Below are 24,074 nucleotides of genomic sequence, written 5' to 3' on the forward strand. Positions count from 1 at the left end.
ACTGAACGGCATGATTCGACCTGCCACGCCCGCCGATGTGCCCCAGATCCTCAGCATGATCCGTGAGCTCGCCACGTACGAGAAGGCCGAGCACGAAGCGCAGGCGACCGAGCAGCAGCTGCACGCGGCGCTCTTCTCCGACCACCCCGCCGCGTTCGTCCACATCGCCGAGCAGGACGGCGAGGTGGCCGGCTTCACGCTGTGGTTCCTCACCTTCTCGACGTGGCGGGGCGTGCACGGCATCTACATGGAGGACCTCTACGTACGCCCCCAGCACCGCGGCGCCGGCCACGGCGTGGCGCTCATGAAGGAGCTGGCCCGCATCTGCGACGAGCGCGGCTACCAGCGGCTCGAATGGTCGGTCCTCGACTGGAACGAGCCCAGCATCGCCTTCTACGACAACCTCGGCGCGGTGCTCCAGGACGAGTGGCTGAGGTACCGGCTGACCGACGAGCCGCTCCAGCGCCTGGGCGCCCGCCAGGACTGATGGTTACGTACCGTGACAAAGGTGACGCCCACGTTTCGGCGGGCAGCAGTTGATCATTACGAGCATGTTTCGTCAGTGACGCTTGTGCGTGGCTTGTTACAGCGGTGAATCACACGTAACGAACGCACGGCCACGGATTGTCAAAGTGCGTAACGCGCGCTTCCTACCTTGGAGATCCCCGGACACCGAGCGTAGGAGAGAGTTCGATGGCGCGCTGGATCGCCGAGTGGCACCCCGATGACCCAGCCTTCTGGGAAAGTTCAGGCAAGCGTGTCGCACGGCGCAACCTGATCTTCTCGATCCTGGCCGAGCACCTCGGTTTCACGGTGTGGACGCTGTGGAGCATCGTGGCCACCAAGATGGGGGCCTACGAGTTCTCCACCGACCAGCTCTTCTGGCTGGTCGCGCTGCCCAACCTGGTCGGCTCGGTGCTCCGCGTGCCCTACACGTTCGGCCCGGCCAAGGTCGGCGGGCGCAACTTCACGGTGATGAGCGCGATGCTGCTGCTCATCCCCGCCGTGCTGCTGGGGGTGGCGGTCAACAACCCGGCCACGCCGTACTGGCTCTTCCTGGTGATCGCGGCCCTGGCCGGGTTCGGCGGCGGGAACTTCGCCTCCAGCATGGCCAACATCACCTACTTCTACCCCCGCAACAAGCAGGGGGTCGCGCTGGGACTGAACGCGGCCGGAGGCAACATCGGCGTCAGCTCTGTCCAGCTCGTCATGCCGCTGGTCATCGGCGCGTTCGGCCTGGCCGCCGCCGGGTGGTTCTGGATCCCGTTCGTCGTCGTGGCCGCCGCCTGCGCCTGGTTCTTCATGGACAACCTCACCAGCGCCAAGGCCGACCCGCGCCAGCAGCTCGCCGTGGCAGGCAAGGCGCAGACGTGGATCATGTCGTTCCTGTACATCGGGACGTTCGGCTCGTTCATCGGCTACTCGACGGCCTTCCCGCTGCTCAGCAAGAGCCTCTTCCCCGAGGCCCCGTTCGCCGCGGTGGCGTTCGTCGGGCCGCTGCTGGGCTCGCTGATCAGGCCGGTGGGCGGCTGGCTGGCCGACAGGCTCGGCGGCGCCCCCGTCACGCTCTGGAACTTCGCCGGGATGGGCGGCGGCGTGCTCCTGGTCTGGCTGGCCAGCGGCTCGGGCAACTTCTGGCTGTTCTTCCTGGCCTTCCAGCTGCTCTTCGTGACCGCAGGCATCGGCAACGGCTCCACGTACCGCATGATCCCGGCCATCTTCCAGGCCAAGGCGATCGCCGAGCGCGGCGAGAGCGAGGAGGCCCTGATGTACGGCAAGCGCCAGGCGTCGGCGGCCATCGGCATCATCTCGGCGGTCGGCGCGCTGGGCGGATTCCTCATCAACCGGGCGTTCGGGATGGCGTTCGCCGCCGCGGGGACCCCCGCACCCGCCTTCCTCGCCTTCGGGGTCTTCTACGTGTCCTGTTTCGCCCTGACCTGGTGGTGCTACACCCGCAAGGTCGGCGCCTCGGTCGTGGCCAGCCTCGCCTATGCCCGGGTCTGAAGTGACGAAGACTCACTGCCCGTACTGCGCGCTCCAGTGCGGCATGGAGATCGGCCCCGGGGTGGCCATCAGCCCCAGGACCGACATCCCCGCCAACGCCTCGGGCGCGCTGTGCCAGAAGGGCTGGACGGCGGGCGAGCTGCTCACCAACGGCGAGCGCCTGACCGCCCCGCTCCTCCACGGCGAGCCCGTGGAGTGGGACGTCGCCCTCGATTACGTGGCGGAGCGGCTGGCCGCCATCCGCGCCGAACACGGCCCCGACGGCGTGGCCGTGTTCGGCGGCGGCGGGCTCACGAACGAGAAGGCCTACACGCTCGGCAAGTTCGCCAGGGTCGCGCTGGGCACCAGCCAGATCGACTACAACGGCCGGTTCTGCATGTCGTCGGCCGCGGCGGCCTCGATCAAGGCGTTCGGGATGGACCGGGGCATGCCGTTCCCGATCACCGACCTGGCCGAGGCCGACATCGTGCTCCTGGCCGGCGGGAACGTCGCCGAGACCATGCCGCCGTTCGTGCGCCACCTGAGCGGCCCGCGCATGATCGTCATCGACCCGCGGCGCACGCAGACGGCCAAGCTGGCCTGGCTGCACCTGCAGCCCATGCCCGGCACCGACCTGGCGCTGGCGCTCGGGATGCTCCACCTCGCCATCGCGGACGAGCTCGTGGACGAGCAGTACGTGGCCGCCCGCACCACCGGCTTCGAGGAGGTCCGCACGTCGCTGGCCGCCTGGTGGCCGGAGCGGGTCGAGCGGATCACCGGCGTGCCGGTCTACCGGATGCGGCAGGCGGTCAGGGCGCTGGCCGCGGCGGGCAACGCCTACATCCTGACCGGGCGCGGCGCCGAGCAGCACGCCAAGGGCACCGACACGGTCACCGCGTTCATCAACCTGGCCCTGGCGCTGGGGCTGCCCGGCCGGCACGGCTCCGGCTACGGGTGCGTCACCGGGCAGGGCAACGGGCAGGGCGGCAGGGAGCACGGCCAGAAGGCCGACCAGCTCCCCGGCTACCGCAAGATCGACGACCCGGCGGCCCGCGAGCACGTGGCGAGCGTGTGGGGGGTCACCGCGGACAGCCTCCCGGGGCCGGGGCGGTCGGCGTACGAGCTGCTCGACGCACTCGGGACCCCGGAGGGGCCGCGGGCGCTGCTGCTGTTCGGGTCCAACCCGGTGATCTCCGCGCCGGCCTCCGAGCACGTGGCCGAGCGCATCGCCTCCCTCGACCTCCTCGTGACCTGCGACTTCGTGATGTCCGAGACCGCCGCGCTGGCCGACGTGGTGTTCCCGGTGACGCAGTGGGCCGAGGAGAGCGGCACCATGACCAACCTCGAGGGCCGCGTCCTGCTCCGCAACCAGGCCGTCGCGCCGCCCGAGGGCGTCAGGAGCGACCTCGACGTGATCGCGGCGCTCGCCGAACGGCTCGGGCACCGCTTCGAGACCGAGCCGGTCAGGATCTTCGACGAGCTGCGCCGGGCGAGCCGGGGCGGCCTCGCCGACTACTCGGGCATCACCTACGAGCGCATCACCGCCGAGAAGGGCGTCTTCTGGCCCTGCCCGGAGCCCGGGCACCCCGGCACGCCGCGCCCGTTCCTCGACTCCTTCGCCACCCCGGACGGCCGGGCCAGGTTCGTGCCCGTCCAGCACCGGCCCGCGGCCGAGGAGACCGACGAGGACTACCCGATCTACCTGAGCACCGGCCGGGTGCTCGCCCACTACCAGAGCGGCGCCCAGACCCGCAGGATCGCGCCGCTCGTCCAGGCCGTCCCCGAGCCGTACGTCGAGCTCCACCCGGACCTCGCCGAGCAGCTCGACATCTCGCCCGGGGACGTCGTACGGGTCAGCAGCAGGAGGGGCGAGAGCAAGGCCGTGGCCAGGATCAGCGACGCCATCAGGCGCGACACCGTTTTCATGCCCTTCCACTGGGAGGGCGCCAACCGGCTCACCAACCCGGCACTGGACCCGACGTCGAGGATGCCGGAGTTCAAGGTCTGCGCGGTCAGGGTGGAGAGGGACTCATGATGAGGCTCGTCGTCGTCGGCAACGGGATGGCCGGGTCGCGCCTGGTCAGCGAGGTACGCGACAGGGACCCGCACATCAAGATCACTGTTTTCGGCGCGGAGTCGCGCCAGCCCTACAACCGGGTGCTGCTGTCCAACGTGCTGGCCGGCAGCTCGCGCCCCGAGCAGGTGCGGCTGCTCGACTCCGCGTGGTACGACGCCCACAGCGTCGAGGCCGCGTTCGGCGACGCGGTCGCCCACATCGACAGGGACACCAGGCACGTGGTGACCGAGGGCGGGCGGCGCGAGCCGTACGACCTGCTGGTCCTGGCCACCGGCAGCGAGGCGCTCGTGCCGCCGATCCCCGGCGTGGAGCGGGCCATCCCGTTCCGCACGCTCGACGACTGCGAGCGCATCATGGAGGTCGCGCAGCGGGCCCGCAGGGCCGTGGTCGTCGGCGGCGGCCTGCTCGGCATCGAGGCGGCCCGCGGGCTGGCCGGGCGCGGCCTGCCCGTGACGCTGCTGCACCTGGCCGGGCACCTCATGGAGCGCCAGCTCGACGTCGAGGCGGGCGTGGTGCTCGGCGAGACGCTGGCCGGGCTAGGCGTGGACATCCGCACCGGCGTCAGCGCCGAGTCGGTCCAGGAGGACGGCGTCCGGCTGACCGGCGGCGAGCTCGTCGAGGCCGACCTCGTGGTGCTGGCCTGCGGCGTCCGCCCCGTCACCGGCCTGGCCGCCGACGCGGGGCTGGAGGTGCGGCGCGGCGTCGTCGTGGACGACGAGCTGCGCACGGACGACCCGTCGATCTTCGCCATCGGCGAGTGCGCCGAGCACGACGGCACCGTGTACGGCCTCGTCGCGCCCGCCTGGGAGCAGGCCACCGTGGCCGCCGACGTCATCACCGGCGGCAAGGCGCTCTACCGGGGCTCCCGGCTGGTCACCAGGCTCAAGGCCAGGAGCGTCGAGCTGGCCGCGATGGGCGAGACCCAGCTCACCGAGGAGCACGCGGAGGTGGTGCGCTTCAGCCACCGGGCCCGCGGCACGTACCGCAAGCTCGTCATCCGCGACGGGCGGCTGGTCGGCGCGATCGTGCTGGGCGAGAGCGACGCCGTGGGCACGCTCACCCAGCTCTTCGACCGCGGCGCGCAGGTGCCGGGGGACCGGGCGGGGCTGCTGTTCCCGGGGCTGTCCACGACACCGGTGGTCGACAGTCCGACGCTGATGCCGGACGCGGCCAAGATCTGCCAGTGCAACAACGTGACCAAGGGCCAGATCAGGGCGTGCTGGGAGGCCGGGGCACGCGACGTGGCCGGAGTGGCGGCCGCGACCAGGGCCACCACCGGATGCGGGACCTGCCGCGACGCCGTGGAGGGCATCGTCGGCTGGCTGTGCGAGCAGGAAGGGATCTCCGTATGAGCAGGATCGTCGTCGTGGGTTACGGGCCGACGGCCCACCGGCTCGTCGAAACCCTCGTGAACAAGGGCTTCGACGGCCGGATCACGGTCATCGGGGAGGAGCCGCGCCCGGCTTACGACCGGGTGGCCCTGACCTCCTATCTGTCGGGCATCACCGCCGAGGACCTCACCTACCAGGTGCCCGTGGGCGTCGTGACGAGGCTGAGCAGCCGGGTCACCGGCATCGACAGGGATGCCCGCCTGGTCACCACGGCGGACGGCGGCACCGAGCCCTATGACGTGCTCGTGCTGGCCACCGGGTCGGCGCCGTTCGTGCCGCCGGTGCCCGGCGCCGAGCACGCCTTCGTCTACCGGACGCTCGAGGACCTGGACGCGATCAGGGTGGCCGCCAAGGACGCGGTCGAGGGCGTCGTGGTCGGCGGCGGGCTGCTCGGCCTGGAGGCCGCCGACGCGCTGCGTGCGCTCGGGCTGAAGGCGCACATCGTCGAGATGAGCCCCTGGCTGATGCCGCGGCAGGTGGACGAGGGCGGCGGCTCGGTGCTGAAGTCCCACATCGAGGGGCTCGGTCTGAGCGTGCACGCCGGAGCGGGCGTGAAGGAGATCGTCACCGGCGACGACGGCCAGGTCACCGGCCTGCGCAAGCCGGACGGGACGCTGGTGGAGGCGCAGGTCGTGGTCTTCTCGGCGGGCATCAGGCCGCGTGACGAGCTGGCCAGGTCGTCCGGGCTCGAGGTGGGCGAGCGGGGCGGCATCGTGGTGGACTCCGCGATGCTCACCTCCGACCCCTCGATCTACGCGGTCGGCGAGTGCGCGCTGGTCGGCGGCATGGTCTACGGGCTCGTCGGGCCGTGCAACACGATGGCCGAGGTGGCGGCCGACCGGATCATGGGCGGCGCCTCGACCTTCGAGGGCGCCGACATGTCCACGAAGCTCAAGCTGTTGGGCGTCGAGGTGGCGCAGTTCGGGGCGATGACGGGAGCGCTCGACGTCACCTACATGGACCCGGTGGCCGGCGTCTACAAGAAGCTGTTCATCAGCGACGACGCGAAGACGCTGCTCGGCGGCATCTGCGTGGGCGACGCCTCGCCGTACACCTCCCTGCGGCCCTTCGTGGGCAAGCAGCTGCCCGCCTCGCCGTCCGACCTGCTGTTCAGCGGGGCCGGGGCCAGCCTGGACCTGCCGGACGAGGCGCAGGTCTGCTCGTGCAACAACGTCTGCGCGGGCGACGTCCGCACGGCCATCGCCGACAAGGGCGTCACCGACGTCCCCGGCATCAAGGCCTGCACGCGCGCCGGCACGACCTGCGGCAGCTGCGTGCCGATGCTCAAGCAGCTGCTGGAGAAGTCGGGCGTCGAGGTCAGCAAGGCGCTGTGCGAGCACTTCACCTACTCGCGGGCCGAGCTCTTCGACATCGTACGGGTCCGCAAGATCACGACGTTCTCTCAGCTCATCACCGAGCACGGGCAGGGCCGGGGCTGCGACATCTGCAAGCCGGCCGTGGCCTCGATCCTGGCCTCCCTGCACAACGGCCACGTGCTCGAGGGCGAGCGGGCCGCGCTGCAGGACACCAACGACGCCTATCTCGCCAACATGCAGAAGAACGGCACGTACTCGGTCGTGCCGCGCATCCCCGGCGGCGAGATCACCCCCGACAAGCTCATCGTGATCGGCGAGGTGGCCCGCGACTTCGGCCTCTACACGAAGATCACCGGTGGTCAGCGCATCGACCTGTTCGGGGCCAGCGTCGACCAGCTCCCGGAGATCTGGCGGCGGCTGGTGGACGCCGGCTTCGAGTCGGGCCACGCGTACGGCAAGGCGCTGCGCACGGTGAAGTCGTGCGTGGGCTCGACCTGGTGCCGCTACGGCGTCCAGGACTCGGTGGGCCTGGCCATCGCGCTGGAGCTGCGCTACCGCGGCCTGCGCTCCCCGCACAAGCTCAAGTCGGCCGTCTCCGGCTGCGCCCGCGAGTGCGCCGAGGCCAGGTCGAAGGACTTCGGCATCATCGCCACCGAACAGGGCTGGAACCTGTACGTCGGCGGCAACGGCGGCTTCAAGCCCCGCCACGCCGACCTGCTGGCCACGGACCTGAGCACCGACGAACTGATCAGGACCATCGACCGATTCCTCATGTTCTACATCCGCACGGCCGACCGCCTGCAGCGCACAGCCGCCTGGCTGGAGTCGCTGGACGGCGGTCTCGACTATCTCCGCGAGGTGATCATGCAAGACTCGCTCGGCATCTGCGCCGATCTGGACGCGCAGATGGAGAACCACATCGCCACCTACGCCGACGAGTGGGCGGCCACCCTGGACGACCCCGAGAAGCTGAGCAGGTTCGTCAGCTTTGTCAACGCCCCCGGCGTGCCCGACCCGTCGATCGTGTTCGCCAGCGAGCGCGGCCAGATCAAGCCGGTGATGGCCCGATGAGCACCTGGACGCGGATCTGCGACTACGAGACCATGCTGCCGGAGCGCGGCGTCTGCGCCCTGGTCGAGGGCCGGCAGGTGGCGATCTTCCGTACCTACGACGGCAAGCTGCACGCGCTGGACAACCTCGACCCGTTCAGCGGCGCGTACGTGCTCTCACGCGGCATCGTCGGCACCAGGAAGGGCGAGCCGACCGTGGCCTCGCCGCTGCACAAGCAGGTGTTCTCGCTGGTGTCGGGGCAGTGCCTGGACGAGGAGGCGGTGGCCGTGCCGGTCTATCCGGTACGGGTGGCGGACGGCGGAGTGGAGGTCGGTCTCTAGCTCTGCGGGGAGATGCTGCCCGGCGCTGCCGTTATGGCATATCGGCTGCGCCGGCGGCCCATCGGCGGCTATGCTCCAGTCTCCACCGGGGGATAGACGTGGGGGCTCCGATGAGCCGCCGGCAGCACGCAGCGCCGTTCTGCGTCGACGCTGTCGCAACGTTCGGCGTCCTCGCGCTGGGGGAGAGGTTCGGGGTTCGCCTGAATTCGCGGCACCGGAGGGACGCTATCGGCGGCGCCAGGTGATCTGGTTGCGGAGCGGCAACGATCAAAGCTCTGACCGGTCTCACCAAATCCCGTGAACCGTTACTGTGAGTAACACCCGGCACAGGCAAAGGCGTCGTGCTGAGTGGCCAAACCCGCATTCGCTCAAGACCTTCCGGGGCATCAAGCGGCCATGAGCAAGATTTTTCAGCGCAGAGGGCTCCTGCTGGCGGCGGTCATCCCGGCCTTCCTGGTCGCGGGCTGCGCCGTGGGCGGTAACGGTACGCAAGCGATGAAGGGGGAGGCGGCCCAGGAGACGCCGACGGAGGAGACGACGGAGGAGACCTCGCCCGGCGAGACCGAGTCGCCCGAGAGCGGGCAGCCGGAGGAGACGGGGAGCGCGGGCGCCACGCCGACCGCGACGAGCAGCGGCGCCGGGCTGCCCCGCTCGGCCGTCGAGGACTTCTTCTCCGCGCTCAAGTCCGGCAACCTGGACCAGGTCGTCAGCGCGTTCGCCGGCACCGCCGTGGTCGAGCTGGACGGCGCGCCCACGGCGGAGAGCACCGACGCGATCCGCGCTCTCGTCCAGAAGGTGCTCCAGGGCGAGGGCGCGAAGCAGGCCACGTACACCGTCGACGACGTGCGCACGATCGGCGACAAGAACGCCGTCGTCCGCTCGACGAGCAAGGTGGGGAACAGCACCCATCGTGAGCTGTTCCTGCTCATGAAAGACGGCGCCGAGTGGAAGATCACGGAGCTGATGAACAACAGGCCGTCCTGAACCCGGTCGCGCACATCAGCATTTACCGCGAAATTGTGACGGGCTACGTTTGCGGGGTGTCGCCGGGAATGCGCGGAGTGATACGGCGCTGGTCCACGAGCGCCAGATACACGGCGAAGGCGCCACGCGCCCACATTTCCGCCTGTCGCGTGGTCAGCCGGATCTCCTCGCCCTCGTGCGAGACGATCATGTAGCCGACCCAGGGAATCCTTCGCCCACGCGACCAGGACGTTCTCTTGACCTGCTCTCCGCCCTAAAGGGACGGAGATTCCCGTGCCGCTAACGCGGCAGCTCGTGCCGCTTGCGCGGCTCGTGCTGTGGAACGGGGTGCTTGACGCTTCACCGACCCGGATGGGTCTCCACGCCCTGGGACGGCAAGCCCTGCCGTCCGATATCTGGCTAACGTGTTCTTCGCCCCCACGATGTCGGCGTGCTCGGCGTGCCCGCAGGAGGTGCAGGAGAAGACCGCTTGGCTCTCGCGACTCTTCTCATCCACCTTCCCACAGGCAGCTGCCGGGCACGTCTGGGACGTGTACGGGGCCGGGACCTTCGCGACGACCGTCCCGGTGTAGCGGGCCTTGCTCCGGAGGGCGGTCTCCAGGCCGTACCAGCCCTTGTCCAGGATCGCCTTGTTCAACCCGGACTTCGCCGCCGCCCCATTACGCAGGTATCGACCCGCCTGGTCGGGGTCGGGCTTGGGCCGGGCGGCGGTGGTCATACCGTCGATGTTGAGGTTCTCCAGGACCACGACGCCGTAGCGGCGGGTGAGGCGGTGCGCGGTCTGCGCGTTGAAATCCGCGCGACGCCACCGAACGCGGCGCATGATGTCGCCCATCGCCGCGACGACCTGTTTACGCCGCCGGGAGCCCTTCTTCGACCGGGCAAGCCGCTGCTGGAGCCGCAGATAGCGTTCCGCCTCCCCCGGAGCGAGGAACCCGAGATCGGTCCGCCTGTCCTGTTTCCGCTCAGGGAGCGGCACCAGGCTGGACACGCAGTCGGGTCCGGCGTGGCGGCGGTCGAAGAACTCCCCGTCGGAGGTGACCGCGGCCGTGACCACACCCCGGTCCACCCCGGCGTGCGCGTCGGGATGGATGTGGTGTTCAACCTGAGTGAGGCCGTCCTCCACCAGGAACGAGATAAACCAACCCTTGCCGTCACGGGAGACGGTCGCGGACTTCACCACCCCGCCCAGCGGACGTGACATCCGCAACTTCACCCACCCGAATTTCGGCAGGAACACCCGGGCCCACTTACGGTTGATCCGCTCGACGGGGGTGTGTTTCGCGGTCGGGAACCGAAACGACGGCTTCCCAGCCGCTCGGCGAACACCCGTTGCCCGAAGTCGAACTCCAGCCGGTACCTACGACCTGCCAACACGATGGAACCCCCCCTTCCCCGTACGACACCCACCTCTCATCAACTCGAACATATTATCGTCTGGTCTATGAGTCAGGAAGTGAATCCCGACGAGGCAGGCATGTGGTTTCCGCGATGCACGTCCACCTGGTCTTTGTGACCAACTACCGGAGAGCGTGTTCAACGACGAGATGCTGCGCCGCTGCCAGGGCATCATGATCGAGGTGTGCGACAGCTTCGAGGCCGAACTGCGCGAGTTCAACGGCGAGGACGACCATGTCCACCCCACCGAAGATGGTGGTCTCCAAAACGGCCCGCGGGAAGAATTCTCTTCAGGGGGCCGATGATTACACCCCCGCCGCAGGGGCAGATGGTGCCATGCCCCGTGCCACGAGGCCGCTGAGCGGGGCTTGGGTAGATCGCCGGGGTGTGCTCTGCGACGCCGCTTTCCCGAGCGGCACCGCGTCGCGGCTCACCCCGGCTTTCGCTGCTCTGCCGCCGAAGTGCATACGACCGAACCACGCCCGGAGGTCGTCCTGCCGGCGCGTCAGAGGTGGCGTTCCTGCTGGTCGAGGATGGCGACCGACACGGCGACCGCCCGGGTCACGTCAGCGTCCTCGATCGCGCGCAGCAGGTCGTCGTGGGAGCCGTCCAGGTCGAGCTCCGCCTGCTCCTGAGGCCTGATGCTGTCGCGCAGGGCGTCGCTCATGCTGCGGTAGAGGTCGGCGAGGAGCGCGTTGTGCGCCGCGTCCGCCACCCGCACGTGGAACTCCACGTCCGCGTCCGCGAACCCGTCGAGATCGCCCGCCCGGCCGGCCGCGTCCCTGCGGGCCAGCGTCTCGCGCATCGCGGTCAGGTCCTCCTCCGTGCGCCTGCCGGCGGCCAGCCGGGCCGCGACGAGGTCGAGGCCGCGGCGCACGTCGATGATGTCCATGGCGGCCGCCGTGTCGAGCCGCCGGCGCAGGGCGACCTTGGACTCGTCGGTGGCGGTCACGTACGTGCCGTCGCCCTGGCGGGTGTGCAGCAGCCCCGCGTGGGCCAGCACGCGGACCGCCTCGCGTACCGACAGCCTGCTCATGCCGAGGGTCTGCGCGAGCTGGCTCTCGGAAGGGATCTTGGTGCCGACCGGCCACACCCCACGCGCGATCTCCCTGCGGAGCTCGTCGATGGCGGCGTCCACCAGCGAGGTCCGAGCGACGTTTCGCATGCACCTTCTCCTCATCGGCTGGAGAGGATCCAGCCTAGACGCCGACCCGGCGGCCTGGACACGATGTGGCCTGCGTCACCCGGCCAGCTCCGAGGCGAGGCGGTCGATCGTGTCGCGGCCCTCCAGCGGTCGCAGCCAGGCGGCGGGCAGGGCGGCGACGCCGTGGAGGGCGCCGAGCAGGTTGCCGCAGACCGAGCCGGTGGAGTCGCTGTCTCCCGAATGGTTGACGGACAGCAGGAGCGCGTCTTCCACGGAGAGTTCGGCCAGGGCGCAGTACACGCCGATGGCCAGCGCCTCCTCGGCCACCCACGCGCCGCCCAGCGACTCGACCTGCTCCGGCGAGTGCCCGCCACCGGCGGCCAGCGCCACGGCCGCGCGCAGGGCCGCGGTGGTCTCGTCGTGTGCCGGGTACGTGGCCAGCAGTTCCAGGGTGCTGTGGACGGCGGGCTCCAGCGCCTCACCCGCCGCCAGGTGCGCGATGATCGCCGCGAACGCCCCCGCGGCGAGGTAGCCGGTCGGGTGCCCGTGCGTGATCTGCGCGCACGCCGCCGCCACCTCGAACGCCTCCCTGGGGTCGTGCCGCGCGATCAGGCCGAAGGGGGCCGAGCGCATGACGGTGCCGCAGCCCTTCGAGCCCGGGTTCACCGGGCCGGGCTCGCCCAGCGGGGACGGGCCGGGGAACGGCCGGTGGAGGCCGGACAGGCAGGCGTTGCCCGGGGCTCTGCGCGAGTACAGCCAGCCCTCCTCGCGCAGCCACCCGCTGCGGTGCGGGCGGTCCGCCGGCGGGGGAGTGTGGTGGTCCTGGGTGTCGAGCCAGCGCAGGTACGCCTGCCGCACCGCGTCCACCACCCGCGCCGCCCCGCCTCCGGGGGCGCCGTCAGCCCCTGGGCCGGTACGGGCGCGGAGGAGGCCCTCCACGGTGAAGAGGGTCATCTGGGTGTCGTCAGTGATGAGGCCGGATTTGCCGCGCCAGGTCGCGACATATCCGCTGATGCCCTCCACCCCGTGATCCCTGCGGATCTCCCGCAGCGACTGGAACTCGATCGGCGCCCCCAGCGCGTCGCCGATCGCGCCACCGAGGAGGCAGCCCCGGACTCGATCCACTACATCCATACGGGAAATCTTGTCAGCTATCGGGCGGTCTGAGAGATTGCGGTGTATTTGGCCAACTGTCCCGGAGGTCACGCGTGCCACAATTACGACCGGCCGTGCTCGCCGTCGCCCTCGCCCTGGCGATCGCGACCCCTGCCCAGGCGGCAGCCGGACCAACCATCACCGTCGAGAACGGCCGTACGCAGCCGGTCTTCTCGTACGCGGACGCCGTCCGCGAGCACGTGTACGTCGAGTCCACCGTCGACAGCGACCTGGACGGCAGGCTCGACAAGGTACGGGTGGACATCATCAGGCCCAAGGAGTCCGGCCCGGGGCTCAAGGTGCCGGTGATCATCGATGAGAGCCCGTACTACGACAACTCAGGCCGGGGCCAGCCGAGTCAGACGGGTGCCCGTGAAGACTCAATGCAGGAACTTTGGTGACGAAAGCCAAATGTGCATGTAAGACAAAAGGCAGTGTCTGCCGGTTCTGATATCGCTGTTCTCCGCTATAAACCAACAACCTCAAGATATGATCGGCTTGTGCAGTTGCGGTACTCCTACCGGATCGACCCGACAGCGGGCCAACGGATCGCGCTGGCCAAGGCGTTCGGGTGCGCGCGCGTGGTATTCAACGACGCGCTTCGTCTGCGCAACGAGGCTTACGAGCATGGCCGGAGATTCGTCACGGATGCCGCGTTGTCGCGTCGGGTGATCACAGAGGCCAAGAAGACCCCGGAACGGGCGTGGCTGGGTGAGGTGTCGGCGGTGGTGCTCCAACAGGCGCTGGCCGACTGCACCAGGGCGTTCGGTAACTTCTTCGCCTCGGTCCGTGGTGCGAGGAAGGGGCCGAGGATAGCCCCACCCCGATTCCGGTCCCGTAAGGATGCCCGGCAGGCGATCCGGTTCACCAAGAACGCGCGCTTTGCCGTCACGCCGGGTGGCAGACTCTGCCTGCCGAAGATTGGCGAGGTGGCGATGCGGTGGTCGCGTCAGCTGCCCGCCGAGCCGTCCAGCGTCACGGTCATCAAGGATGCCGCTGGGCGGTACTTCGCTTCGTTCGTGGTTCAGGTAACCGAGTCCGTCTTGCCCGAGGTGGATACCGAGACCGGGATCGACCTGGGGCTGGGCCACTTCGCTGTGCTGGCGGACGGCCGGAAGATCGATTCTCCGCGGTTTCTGCGCCGCGCGGAGAAGAAGCTCCGCAAGCTCCACAAGGCGCTGTCTCGCAAGGAGAAGGGTTCTGCCAACCGGGTCAAGGCCCAGCTCAAGGTCGCCAGGCAGCATGCCAAGGTCGCCGACGCGCGCCGCGAGTTCTGTCACCAGACCTCCACCCACATCGTTCGCGACAACCAAGCGATCTATGTGGAGGACCTGGCCATCAAGGGGCTCGCCCGGACCAGGCTGGCCAAGAGTGTGCATGACGCCGGATGGTCGATGTTCGTCGGCATGCTGGAGTACAAGGCCAGGCTGTATGGCAGGTATTTCGCCAAGGTCAGCCGGTTCTTCCCCTCCTCCAAGCTGTGCTCGGGGTGCGGGGCAGTGGCCGAGAGCATGCCGCTGTCTGTCCGGTCGTGGACCTGCTCGTGCGGGGCGGTCCACGATCGGGACGTCAACGCCGCGATCAACATCCTCGCCGCCGGACGGGCGGAGAGGCTAAACGCCTGTGGAGGGCCGGTAAGACCACTGCTTGCGGTGGCACAGCCCGGTGAAGCAGGAAGCCGCAGAGGTGCCGCCGCATGAGGCGACACGGACTGAATCTCTGGCGTTCACGCCGGGGAGCGTGTCAAAAGAAGGTTGTCACGAACGTGGCCACCCGCCCGCTGGAGATCGTCGCCCGCGGCTGGATCGACGTCCAGAACCGCGACTCGCCCAGCCAGGCCACGCCGCTGCCGCCGGACACGTACGGCACGGTCAAGTGGCTGACGCTGCCGCAGGACTACACGTTCAAGAAGGGCCACCGGATCGGTCTCGTCGTGGCGGGCACCGACTCGACCTACAGCGGGGAGACCGGCACCGGCGCGAACGTCACCATCGACCTGGCCAGGTCCGGCGTCGTCGTGCCGTTCGTCCTGGGCACCCCGCTGGCCGACGTGCCGAAGGACACGCGCACGTTCCGCGGCCCCGACCGGGTCGAGCTGCCGCGGCCCGAGCCCGAGTTCTCGTTCTTCTAGCAGCCTGAGAGGGCCTCGGGCACACGCCTGGGGCCCTCACTTGCAGCAGACGCCCTCACTTGCAGTAGACGACGCCGCGCTCCCTGTCGAGCATCGGCACGCCGTTCTTACCGGCGACCGTCCACGTCACGCGCATGGTCAGGGTGCCGCGCCCGGCGGTGGTGCCGCCGGTGGTCTTGCCGTCGCCCGTGGTCCTGCCCGCCCACCGTACGGTGATCCTGCCCTGCCGCACGGCCGGCCGCGCCGAGCAGCCGCGCTGGGAGAGCGGCGCACGCACCGTGAAGGCGGTCCCGGAGACGGCGATGCCGTTCGTGCCGGTGGCCGAGGTGATCTCGCAGTTCCCCGTGCACGACAGCGAGAACGTTCCGGTGCGCCCGGAGCCCAGCGACACCGACGACGGCGTCAGCCTCGCCACCGGCGGCGCGGGCCTGGGCAGCTCGGCCTTCCTGGCCTTGCTCGTCAGCACCGACCCTCCGACCGGGACGACCTCGGCCACCCAGGGCGAGCCGTTCACGTGGGGCTCCTCCAGCACGCCCGTCTGCGCGGCGGCCTTGGTGAGCGTCGCGGGATGCCGCTGGGCGTTCACGACGGCCCAGACCAGCCCCGCCACCAGCAGGCCCACACCCACGACGAGCCCGAGCCTGGCCACGGCCCTGATCGGCGGCCCGGCCTCCGGATCGTCGTCGTCCGGCCGCTCCCGCCAGAACTCCTGCACGTGCCCGTCGCGCAGCTCGACCAGGTCACCGTTCAGGGTGATCCCGCCGTACCGGATGATGGCCCCGTGATGGTGCTCGTGGCTGTGCCCGTTGCTCGAGCCCTTGACGGCGGTGCTGTAGACGAGCTTGTCGCCGTTGGCTCCGCCGCGGAAGGCCCGGGTGCGGCTCGGCGGCGTGAACGGATGCCGTCCCCGCACGACGTGCCCACTGGCTGGGGCCGCGGGAGGCTCCTGGTCGGCGGCAGCCGCGCCCGCCGCCGACCAGGGCTTTCCCGAGGTCGCCGTCGTGGGGTCGGCGACCGGGACTTGCGGCGTGGCGTCGGCGACCGGGGGAGCCGGGGAAGGGCCGGTCTCCACCAGGGTGCGAGCCTGCACCGGGAAGCCGTCAGCCCGCCAGAGTGGCCCCTCGCCGGGCAACGGCTGCGCCAACGCCAGCCGGTTGGGAAGCGTGCCGGGCAGCGTGGTGATCGGCAGCCGGCGCAGCAGCGCAGCCGCCGACACGGTCCTGGGCGCGGCCCGGCAGGTCGCACAGGACTGGATGTGCCGGCTGATCCTGGCTCTGGCCCGCCGGCCGGGTGCCGCGACCCACTCCGACACCCGCGCCGTCAGGTCGGGGCACCCGTCGTGTCCCCGAGCGGCGATGATCGCGGCGAACCACTCCTCCAGGGAGGCGGCCGCCCGGGTGACCACGGCCCGCACCTCGTCCTCGCGGAGCTCGAAGATCACGGCGAGCTCCGGGTCGGCCAGGCCGTGCCGCAGGGACAGGTCGAGCAGTTCGCGCTGCGGGCGGTCCAGGGAGAGCAGCGCCTCGGGCAGCAGCTCCGACATCCGGCCGGGCCGCGACCACGAGCCGATGCTCGCGGGCGCCGCCACGATCGCCCGGTGCGCGCGGGCCACCGCGTACAGCCAGGGCCGCCGCAGCGCCGGGTCGACCACGCGGTCGGCGTACAGGTGCGCCGTCAGTACCGTGCCGGCCACCGCCTGCTCGGCGTCGCCCGCGGCGAGCTCTGTGCGGCAGTAGTCGTAGAGGCGGGCTCCGTGCTTGTCGCACAGGTCCCGAATGGCCTGGCGAGCGTCGTCAGACAGGGTTCGCCACATCCGGCGCCACCTCCTCCACGGGTCGTCGTCACCTCTTCCCCGGCACGGTGGCCAGGGGTTTGCCAGGCACGGTGTCCAGGAGCGAGGCCTGCGCCAGGTAGGCGCGGGTCGCGTCCGGGTCGCCGGCGATGGCCCGCAGCCCAGCCATGGCCGCCGCCAGCCTGGCGCTGTCGTGCTCCCGCACGCCCGCCAGCCGGGTCTCGCCGCGCGGGACCACGCGTTGCAGCAGCACCGAGCGGCGCCGCCAGGCCCACGCCTCCAGCGCGGCGGGCGGGGCGAAGCCGCCGATCACGGCCGAGATCACCTGGCCCACCTCGGCGGCGTCGTGGATGCCCGCGTTCATGTTGAGTCCGCCGACCGTGGAGGTCAGGTGCGCGGCGTCGCCCACGAACAGCACCCGGCCGCACCGGTACGACGTCAGCACGCCCCTGGACAGCCCGAACCGGTCGGCGCCCGTCACGTGGATCGGCCCGCTCGCCCCCGGCAGGGCCCGGCGGACCAGCAGGGACAGGTTGGCGGGCGACAGCGGCTCGTGCGCGTCGCAGGGGATCTTGAAGATGATCCGCCAGTGGTCCGGCAGCCCGAGCAGGGTGCACGACTGCTGCACGTCCCGCACGTACGTCAGCGGCGCCAGGCTCGGCAGCAGCCGGTCCAGCGGCGAGTCGGTGAACACCCGCAGCGCCTGCGTCGGATAGGCGGACCTGGGGAACGGCAGCCCCAGCGAGCCGCGTACCGTGCTGTGCGCACCGTCGGCGGCGATCATGTACCGGGCCCGCGTCCAGGTGTGGCCGACGCGGACCCGGATCCCTGTGCCGCCTTCCGCCACGCCGTCCACGTGCGTGCCGAACCGCACGTCCACGTCCGGGTAGCCGCTCAGGGCGGCGAGCAGCAGCGGGGTCAGCGAGGCCTGGTCGGCGTGGATCCTGAACGGATGCCTGGTCAGGCCGTTGAGCCGGTTCATGCCCATCTCGGCCAGCACGATCCCGGACCGGTCGCGCCACTGCACGCGGTCGACGACGCGGCCCTTGGCGACGAGCTGGGAGGCCACGCCGAGGTCGTCGAGCAGGTCGAGCGTGGCCGGGTGGAACGTGCAGGCCCTGGTCTGCGTGCTGAGCTCGGTCCCGCGCTCCAGCACGGTGACCGGGATCCCCGCCCGGGCCAGCGAGAGCGCCGCGGTGAGCCCCGCGGGTCCCGCTCCCACCACGATGACGCCGCTCATGCCGCGCCTCCCATGTACCGGCGGTGCGGCACGCGGCCGAGTGTCACGTGCTGCCCGATGGCCCTGGACAGGGCCCACCAGGCAGTGCAGAGGTTGGAGGTCAGCAGGATCCGCTCGTTGCCGGCGCTGAGCCGCGACAGCACGGGCAGCGTGGCCATGCCGGTGCCGGTGAACAGCAGCGCCGCGTCACCGGGCAGCTCCGCCAGCTCGACCTGGCTGATCAGCTCGGGGGGAGTGACCGCGTACGAGGAGTAGCCGTTCTTCGCGCGTACCTGGACGACCTGGGTGACGTTGAGCCCGGCCGATTTCCAGAACCGTTCGGCCAGCTCCGTCAGCCACGGCTGGTACGGCGAGACCAGCACGATGTCGCTCACCTCGGCGTGCTCCATGGCCTCGCGCGTGGCCTGCGTGGCCGAGGCGAACGGCACTCCGGTCGCGGCCGTCAGCTCGGCGCACTGGTCGCGGTCCTCGTCGGGGGCGAGCAGGTAGCGGGGCTCGCTGCAGGCCATGACCATCGCGCTCAGCGGCAGGCCGTCGAACGCGTAGACCATGGTGGGCAGGGCCTCGTTGTAGCTCTCCAGCCGTTCGGCCAGGGACCCGGGACGTACCGGGAAGCGCGTGACGTGCATGTCGGCGCGCGACCCGAGCAGGCGGGTCAGCTCCGGCTCCGCCGAGGGGTTCGCGGGCGCCACGATCACGCCCACCCTCCCGCGGCTCACCGGATACTCCGGGCGAGGACGGTGCGCATATGGGTTCTCCTCCTGTGCGGGAAGGCTGGGGGTTCAGGAAGCGCGGTGCCGCAGTGCCTGGTCGATCTCGGTGATGGCCTCGACGGACACCTGCCGGATGCGGCGCAACCGGTGCACGGTGCGCGCCGGTGCCGGCGGCGGGGTGTCGTCCTGGTCCTCGCCCCAGGACGGCGGCGGCGCGTGCCGCGCCCCGCGCGCGTGAAACTCGTGCGGTTGTGACCTGTGCAGCTCATCGGTGAGCATGACGGCTCCTGTTCATCGCGGGTTGACGCGGCTCGGCGAGGAGCCGGCGACGCTCCGCCGGCTCCTCCTCCGCCGCATGTTGAGATCGAGATTCGGTCTCATGGCCCGACGCCCCGGCGACCCGCACCAGCGCCGCGGCGGCGAGCAGAACGGCGGCCAGGAGAACGGCCACCAGAACGGAGGCGCGCCCGGTCCCGGGCACCTCCAAGAACGGCCGGTCGATCAGCACCATGGCGCCCACCACGCTGATCGCCCCACCCAGCATCGCTCCTCCGCCCAGAGCGACGCCTCCGCAGTGGCCGGCCCGGACGAGCCCGACGCGGCGGGCGGCCACCAGGGCCGCCGCAGTCGCCGCGATCATGGCTGTCAGCAGCCCGGCCGTCTCCACATAAGGCGGCCCCATGACGAGCACGGCGAACGAGGCCGCGCCGGGCAGGCAGATCGTGCCCGCCACCCATGGGACACCGCGCCGCCGCCGGAGCCGCAGGTCGACCGCGTCGCCACGACGCCGCCACGAGGTCGCGGACGACCCCGCGGGCAGCACCGCGAACGCGGCCATCCGGCCCGGCGGACGCTGAGAAAGCCAGCCCCAGGCGCAACCCCTCGAGTCGGCCAGCACGCCAGCCGCTACCGCGCTGGCCGACAACACCGCGCCGACTGAGTCGGGCACGTGCCGCACGGTGCCGGGGGGGTGGGGAAGCGCCGGGGCCAGCCGCACACGCGCCGCCATCGGTCCCGCGGAAAAGGCGGGCCGGCCGTGCTCGGCCACCGGCCGAGCAGGGCCGCCTGATGGCAGCGCCGGCATTCCCGCCCCACCGCACGCGCACCGGAACGCGACGCCCCAGGGCCTGCGGCCGGTGGGCGGCGCGCCGAGCGGCAGCGCGAGCGAGGCGGGCAACATCATGACGACACCGAGGCCCTTCTGCTCACGTTGGGGACGCTGACGCAGACCATCCGCTCCGTCAGTCCGGCCCCTGGTGAGGACGATGTCGACGAACGCGCGCGCGACCTGGCCGGCACCGCACCACCGGCCACCGTACGCGCGACTTTGGAGGCGAGCGCGAGATGCTCGCCGCAGCGACGGCTCACCTTGGCCTCCAGCCCGGCCACCTGGGCCAGCCTGAGCCTCAGCGGCTCCAGCGACGACCGGCGTTCGAGGCCGTCGAGATCGGCCAGCCGGGCGGGCCAGCGCAGCGCGTCGCCACAGCGAGCTTCCACCTCGGCGGGGAGGTCGTCGACGGAGAACCCCTCGTGGCGCAGCCGGGTGGCGATCATGACGGCCATGAACGCCGTCTTGTCGAAGTCGGCCAGCCGTCCGGCCAGGGCCGCGCTCAGCATCCTGGCCCGATGGCTCAGGCAGACCGCACTCCACCCGAGCAGCACCAGCCGATCAGATCCCGTCTCCGTGTGCCATCCGGCCAGCCGCAGCTCGCGGGCCATCCGGTGATGGAAGCGCCAACGGTGGCGGGGGCTGTCCAGCCATACCTCGAGCCCGCCCAGCGGCAGGCTCGCGACGTGCACGCCGGCTCCCACCACCGGCCCCGCCACTCGCGCGCAGATCCGCTGGACCACCTGCTCCTGGCCGGTGGAGGCCGGACCTTCCTGGAACAAGGATTCCGCGGTCATGTCCGGTCACCTCCTCCCCGTCTGGCTGTTAAGCCTCAGTTACCACGCGCTCTGATAGTCCGCTTATATACAGGGCTATGTCAACTCACAGTTTGCGCATAAGTTGATACCTACGCGCGGGGCAGAGCTGGCCCGCATGGCAGGGGACAGTGCGGCCCGCGTCCCTTACGCTGGAAAAGTTCACGGGCGGTAGGAGGTGTGCCGTGGCGAACTTCGCCGAGCGGCTCGATCTCGCGCTGACCAAGCGCGGCTTCACCGGCGCGCAGGTTGCCTCCGCCCTGACGGAGGCGGGCATCCCCATCACCCGCGCCTACGTCAGCCAGCTGCGCACCGGCAAGCAGACCAACCCGACGCTCCAGGTGCTCAGGGCGCTGGCCTCTTGCCTCCAGGTGAGTGTGGGCTGGCTGGTCGGTGACGACTATCTGGAGTCCGGCGCCGTCGAGGACCTCCAGCTGCGCGCGGCCGCCGTCGGCCTGAACGCCTCGGGGCTGTCCGAGAGCTCACTGACCGTCCTGCGCGGCGTGGTCGAGCTGGCGCGCAAGGCCGAGGGCCTGTCCGAGGAGTCCGGGCCCGCCGCCGCCTCCGACATCCCCGACGCGGCCGCGCCGCTGAGCGGGCCGCAGCGCCGGGCGCTCGGCAAGCGGCTGCACGGCCTGCGCCTGGCCGCCGACCTCTCGGTCGAGCAGGTGGAGACCGCCATCGGGCGGGGGACCGCCGCGATCGCGGCCGTCGAGCAGGGCAGGATCGCCCCCGCTCCCATCTCCGTCGAGCGTCTGCTCACCCTCTACGGCGTCGTCGCGCCGCCCATCCGCGAATACGTGCTCTCGCTGGCCAGGGGCGAGCGCGAGGCCGCCTGGTACGACGCGCAGTCGGTGCCGGTCTGGCTGGCCGCCACGTACGCGCTCGAGCAGCGGGCCACCGTGATCCGCACGTACCAGCCCCAGTTCGTCCCGCCGCTGCTGCAGACCGAGGAGTACGCCAGGGCCGCCATCACCGCGGCCGGGCCGGGGACGCTCGGGCAGCAGACGGTCGATGAGGCGCTCGCCCTCGTGCTGGCCCGCCAGGAGGCCGTGGCCGGCGACAGCGGCATCGTGGTGTGGGCGGTGATCGACGAGAGCGTGCTGGCACGCTCGATCGTCGGGCCGCACGTCCAGCTCCGCCAGATCGAGCAGCTCCTCGACCATGCCAAGCGGCCCAACGTCTCGCTGCACGTGGTGCCGATGGAGGAGCCGGCCTACGTGCCGCGCACCGGCCCGTTCACGCTGTGGCGCTTCGCCGAGGCCTTCGAGCCGGACATCGCGTGCGCGCACGGCATCGAGTCGGACGAGATCGTCGCCGACACGGCCGCGGTGGAGGCGTACCACCAGGCTTTCACGAAGCTGTCGGTCACGACGACCACGCGCGAGGAGACCTTCGAGGTCCTGAATTTCCATCGCGAACGGCTTTCGCGTTCTCTCGGAAAGTGATCTCTTTCCCGAATGGGAGATCGTTATTCCCGGTAGAGGAGTTAGGCAGATATACCGAAAACTAATGGCTTTTCCGGTTGTCATCTCTCCCCGAAGGGGGATCATATGTTCTGGGTCATCGAGTGTGGGGTCCGAAAGGATCATCTTTTCCCGAGATAGTGGGCGAGGGGAAAGGGGCAACACTCAATGCGTCAGCGTGCCATCCGAAACCTGGCGAAGCTGGAGATGACCCAAGCAAGGATCACCCGGGTTCTCGACGCTGCCACGGGTGGAAAGAACAATTTCGCGGCGGACAGAGACACGGTGCGCCGCTACGATCAGGCCGCTCCGATCGTGACGACGGCCGCACGGGCCGTGCTGGACTATTTATGCCGTGTGGTCCGTCACCTCGCGACGGCGGGCGTGGACCAGTTCGTGATCGTCGGGAGTGGCGTGCCCAGCGGCCTGCCGGCGGGCAGACAGTTGCACGACGTGGCCCGTGACGCCCTGGGCGCCGCGGTCCCCCGTGTGGTCTACGTGGAGAACGACCCGATGGTGCTGGCCGGAGCCCGGGCGACCATCGAGCCCGTCACCGATCTCGTACGCGTCGTAGAGGGCGACGTACGCGAGATCGACGACCTCCTCGACGACCGGGTCATGCAGACGTTCCTCGACTGGGACCGGCCCATGGCCGTGCTGCTGCTGTCGACCCACAGCCTGAACGACGACGAGTACTTCCACTACGTGATCAAGCGGATCCGGCAGGTGGTGCCGGAAAGGAGCTACCTGTCGCTGCTGCAGACCACGTTCGACGCGATGCCACCGGAGCTGCTGCCGGCCGTTCACGATCTGCTGGCGATGACGCTGCCCGGTCACGCGATCCGGACCAGGGAGGAGGTTGCGGCGTTGCTCGAAGGTCTGGTGCTGCTGGATCCGGGACTGGTGTGGGTCCCGGAATGGCGGCCGAACGGCCTCGACACCGCCTGCGCCGATCAGCCGAGCTCCTCGGGGACGTACGGCGCCGTGGCCCACCTCCCGTGAGCGACGGCCCACCCCCTTTCCCTCAGGGGAGAGGGGGGCCGGGGTTCAGTCCCACCAGAACGACCAGGCGTGCTCGCCGATGATCTGCTCGGCGTAGCCCTCCAGGTCGCCGGGTCCCTGGACGATGTTGTCCGGGCAGAACGTCCAGTGCTCCGCGGCCACGTGTAACGCGTGCTCCGGATCGTCGGGCGGCGCGGCCACGCTCAGATCCAGCGTGTTGAACCCGACGCTCACCACCCGCGCCCCGAACCGCTCCTCCCAGCTGCGCACCACCGCCGCCATCGGAACCATCCACTCGTTGTGGTGCAGCGCGCCCTGCCAGCCCATCACGGCCAGCGCGTCGGCGCCCCGTGGCGCGGCAACCAGGCCGAGCGGCATCCCCTTGACGGACAGCTCCCGCGCGAGCCAGTCGGCGACCGCCTCGGGATCGGCCTTGAGCACGCCGGGCGGGGCAGGGCCGGGACAGATCGCCCCGTACGGCTCCAGCTCGTCCAGCGCGCCCTGCGGCATCTGGGCCACCCACTCCTGCCACACCTCGGTCATGAACCCCTCGGCGGTGAAGTGGCCGATCTGGCGTGGATCGTCCGGCACGATCTGCCCGATCCCCCAGGGCTGCGCCGACTCGTCCAGCAGCACCGGCCACAGGCCGCTGTGCGGGTGCCACTCGCGCACCCGCGCCCAGTCCTCGCCGCTCGCGGCCTCCTCACTCATCCAGAACGCCGGCCTGGCCGCCTCGCCCTGCCCGGTGTAGCCGGGGTCGGGCCAGACCACGTCCCCGGGCGGCAGCGCGACGGGCAGCCTGCGCCCCCCGCCGCCGTCGGCGAACAGCCGGCCCAGCTCGGGTGGCAGCCGGTGATCGTTCATGCCCTACCGTTCCGATACCGAATCCTGTCTCGGAGATGGTAGTGCCGCCGGTCGCCCCGGCACCTTGGGTGGCGCGCGAAAAGCGGATCGCTGTCAGAATGAGG

General features: G+C 70.6%; 23 protein-coding genes and 1 pseudogene. 13 read left to right on the plus strand and 11 right to left on the minus strand.

Features of this window, described 5'->3' with window-relative positions:
- Positions 1–10: 10 nt before the first annotated feature.
- The 7 genes from ABD830_RS48145 (at position 11) to ABD830_RS48175 (ending at position 9,142) form a co-directional block, all read left to right on the plus strand.
- Positions 11–487: a GNAT family N-acetyltransferase gene (locus tag ABD830_RS48145; RefSeq protein WP_345002308.1), complete on the plus strand. Its 477-nt coding sequence runs from the start codon at positions 11–13 to the stop codon at positions 485–487.
- A 206-nt stretch (positions 488–693) separates the two neighbouring features.
- A complete protein-coding gene (locus tag ABD830_RS48150; protein WP_345002309.1) occupies positions 694–2,004 on the plus strand; it encodes an MFS transporter in 1,311 nt (436 codons plus the stop codon).
- A 1-nt stretch (position 2,005) separates the two neighbouring features.
- On the plus strand, positions 2,006–4,018 hold the full coding sequence (locus ABD830_RS48155; protein WP_345002310.1) for a molybdopterin oxidoreductase family protein: 2,013 nt from the start codon (positions 2,006–2,008) through the stop codon (positions 4,016–4,018).
- Positions 4,015–5,412, plus strand: coding sequence for an FAD-dependent oxidoreductase (locus tag ABD830_RS48160; protein WP_345002311.1), 1,398 nt, complete (start codon positions 4,015–4,017; stop codon positions 5,410–5,412). The genes ABD830_RS48155 and ABD830_RS48160 overlap by 4 nt, the downstream gene beginning before the upstream one ends.
- A complete protein-coding gene (gene nirB, locus ABD830_RS48165; RefSeq protein WP_345002312.1) occupies positions 5,409–7,838 on the plus strand; it encodes a nitrite reductase large subunit NirB in 2,430 nt (809 codons plus the stop codon). The genes ABD830_RS48160 and nirB overlap by 4 nt, the downstream gene beginning before the upstream one ends.
- Entirely contained in the window at positions 7,835–8,158 is a 324-nt protein-coding gene (gene nirD, locus ABD830_RS48170) for a nitrite reductase small subunit NirD (RefSeq protein WP_345002313.1), read from the plus strand. The genes nirB and nirD overlap by 4 nt, the downstream gene beginning before the upstream one ends.
- A gap of 396 nt (positions 8,159–8,554) precedes the next feature.
- Positions 8,555–9,142: a nuclear transport factor 2 family protein gene (locus ABD830_RS48175; protein WP_345002314.1), complete on the plus strand. Its 588-nt coding sequence runs from the start codon at positions 8,555–8,557 to the stop codon at positions 9,140–9,142.
- A gap of 43 nt (positions 9,143–9,185) precedes the next feature.
- Here ABD830_RS48175 and ABD830_RS48180 read toward each other — a convergent pair whose 3' ends face one another.
- Together ABD830_RS48180 and ABD830_RS48185 are read right to left on the minus strand one after the other, a co-directional pair.
- On the minus strand, positions 9,186–9,332 hold the full coding sequence (locus ABD830_RS48180) for a hypothetical protein (RefSeq protein WP_345002315.1): 147 nt from the start codon (positions 9,330–9,332) through the stop codon (positions 9,186–9,188).
- A gap of 63 nt (positions 9,333–9,395) precedes the next feature.
- Complete coding sequence (locus ABD830_RS48185; RefSeq protein WP_345002316.1) at positions 9,396–10,346, minus strand: RNA-guided endonuclease InsQ/TnpB family protein; 951 nt, start codon at positions 10,344–10,346, stop codon at positions 9,396–9,398.
- Positions 10,347–10,633: 287 nt separating this feature from the next.
- Here ABD830_RS48185 and ABD830_RS48190 point away from each other — a divergent pair.
- Positions 10,634–10,782, plus strand: a pseudogene (locus tag ABD830_RS48190) (IS200/IS605 family transposase); the annotation flags it as partial.
- A 263-nt stretch (positions 10,783–11,045) separates the two neighbouring features.
- Here ABD830_RS48190 and ABD830_RS48195 read toward each other — a convergent pair.
- Positions 11,046–11,705: a FadR/GntR family transcriptional regulator gene (locus tag ABD830_RS48195; protein WP_345002317.1), complete on the minus strand. Its 660-nt coding sequence runs from the start codon at positions 11,703–11,705 to the stop codon at positions 11,046–11,048.
- 75 nt (positions 11,706–11,780) lie between these two features.
- Positions 11,781–12,818, minus strand: a complete 1,038-nt coding sequence (locus ABD830_RS48200) for an ADP-ribosylglycohydrolase family protein (RefSeq protein ID WP_345002318.1) — start codon at positions 12,816–12,818, stop codon at positions 11,781–11,783.
- Between the two features lie 74 nt (positions 12,819–12,892).
- Here ABD830_RS48200 and ABD830_RS48205 point away from each other — a divergent pair, with 74 nt between their 5' ends.
- The 3 genes from ABD830_RS48205 (at position 12,893) to ABD830_RS48215 (ending at position 14,970) form a co-directional block, all read left to right on the plus strand.
- Positions 12,893–13,240 (plus strand): hypothetical protein, encoded by a 348-nt coding sequence (locus ABD830_RS48205; protein ID WP_345002319.1) that lies wholly within the window; start codon positions 12,893–12,895, stop codon positions 13,238–13,240.
- A gap of 99 nt (positions 13,241–13,339) precedes the next feature.
- On the plus strand, positions 13,340–14,539 hold the full coding sequence (locus ABD830_RS48210; RefSeq protein ID WP_345002320.1) for an RNA-guided endonuclease InsQ/TnpB family protein: 1,200 nt from the start codon (positions 13,340–13,342) through the stop codon (positions 14,537–14,539).
- Positions 14,540–14,604: 65 nt separating this feature from the next.
- Positions 14,605–14,970 (plus strand): CocE/NonD family hydrolase C-terminal non-catalytic domain-containing protein, encoded by a 366-nt coding sequence (locus tag ABD830_RS48215; RefSeq protein WP_345002321.1) that lies wholly within the window; start codon positions 14,605–14,607, stop codon positions 14,968–14,970.
- Positions 14,971–15,025: 55 nt separating this feature from the next.
- On the opposite strand, the gene ABD830_RS48220 is transcribed toward ABD830_RS48215, so the two are convergent.
- The 6 genes from ABD830_RS48220 to ABD830_RS48245 all read right to left on the minus strand — a co-directional run bounded on the left by ABD830_RS48220 (position 15,026) and on the right by ABD830_RS48245 (position 20,620).
- A complete protein-coding gene (locus ABD830_RS48220) occupies positions 15,026–16,783 on the minus strand; it encodes an RNA polymerase sigma factor (RefSeq protein WP_345002322.1) in 1,758 nt (585 codons plus the stop codon).
- Between the two features lie 28 nt (positions 16,784–16,811).
- Positions 16,812–18,002 (minus strand): FAD-dependent oxidoreductase, encoded by a 1,191-nt coding sequence (locus tag ABD830_RS48225; RefSeq protein WP_345002323.1) that lies wholly within the window; start codon positions 18,000–18,002, stop codon positions 16,812–16,814.
- On the minus strand, positions 17,999–18,721 hold the full coding sequence (locus ABD830_RS48230) for a maleate cis-trans isomerase family protein (RefSeq protein ID WP_345002324.1): 723 nt from the start codon (positions 18,719–18,721) through the stop codon (positions 17,999–18,001). The genes ABD830_RS48225 and ABD830_RS48230 overlap by 4 nt, the downstream gene beginning before the upstream one ends.
- A 63-nt stretch (positions 18,722–18,784) precedes the next feature.
- On the minus strand, positions 18,785–18,994 hold the full coding sequence (locus ABD830_RS48235; RefSeq protein ID WP_345002325.1) for a hypothetical protein: 210 nt from the start codon (positions 18,992–18,994) through the stop codon (positions 18,785–18,787).
- A complete protein-coding gene (locus tag ABD830_RS48240; protein ID WP_345002326.1) occupies positions 18,981–19,898 on the minus strand; it encodes a hypothetical protein in 918 nt (305 codons plus the stop codon). Before ABD830_RS48240 ends, ABD830_RS48235 begins: the two co-directional genes overlap by 14 nt.
- On the minus strand, positions 19,895–20,620 hold the full coding sequence (locus ABD830_RS48245) for a hypothetical protein (protein WP_345002327.1): 726 nt from the start codon (positions 20,618–20,620) through the stop codon (positions 19,895–19,897). The genes ABD830_RS48240 and ABD830_RS48245 overlap by 4 nt, the downstream gene beginning before the upstream one ends.
- A 203-nt stretch (positions 20,621–20,823) precedes the next feature.
- Between ABD830_RS48245 and ABD830_RS48250 the strand changes: the two genes are divergently transcribed.
- Both ABD830_RS48250 and ABD830_RS48255 read left to right on the plus strand, forming a co-directional pair.
- Complete coding sequence (locus ABD830_RS48250; RefSeq protein ID WP_345002328.1) at positions 20,824–22,086, plus strand: helix-turn-helix domain-containing protein; 1,263 nt, start codon at positions 20,824–20,826, stop codon at positions 22,084–22,086.
- 225 nt (positions 22,087–22,311) lie between these two features.
- Entirely contained in the window at positions 22,312–23,106 is a 795-nt protein-coding gene (locus ABD830_RS48255) for an SAM-dependent methyltransferase (RefSeq protein WP_345002662.1), read from the plus strand.
- Between the two features lie 45 nt (positions 23,107–23,151).
- On the opposite strand, the gene ABD830_RS48260 is transcribed toward ABD830_RS48255, so the two are convergent.
- The gene (locus ABD830_RS48260; RefSeq protein ID WP_345002329.1) at positions 23,152–23,970 is read right to left on the minus strand and encodes a DUF4253 domain-containing protein; all 819 of its coding nucleotides are present in this window, start codon (positions 23,968–23,970) and stop codon (positions 23,152–23,154) included.
- Positions 23,971–24,074: the final 104 nt, after the last annotated feature.

The sequence above is a fragment of the Nonomuraea helvata genome, from assembly GCF_039535785.1.
GTDB lineage: Bacteria > Actinomycetota > Actinomycetes > Streptosporangiales > Streptosporangiaceae > Nonomuraea > Nonomuraea helvata.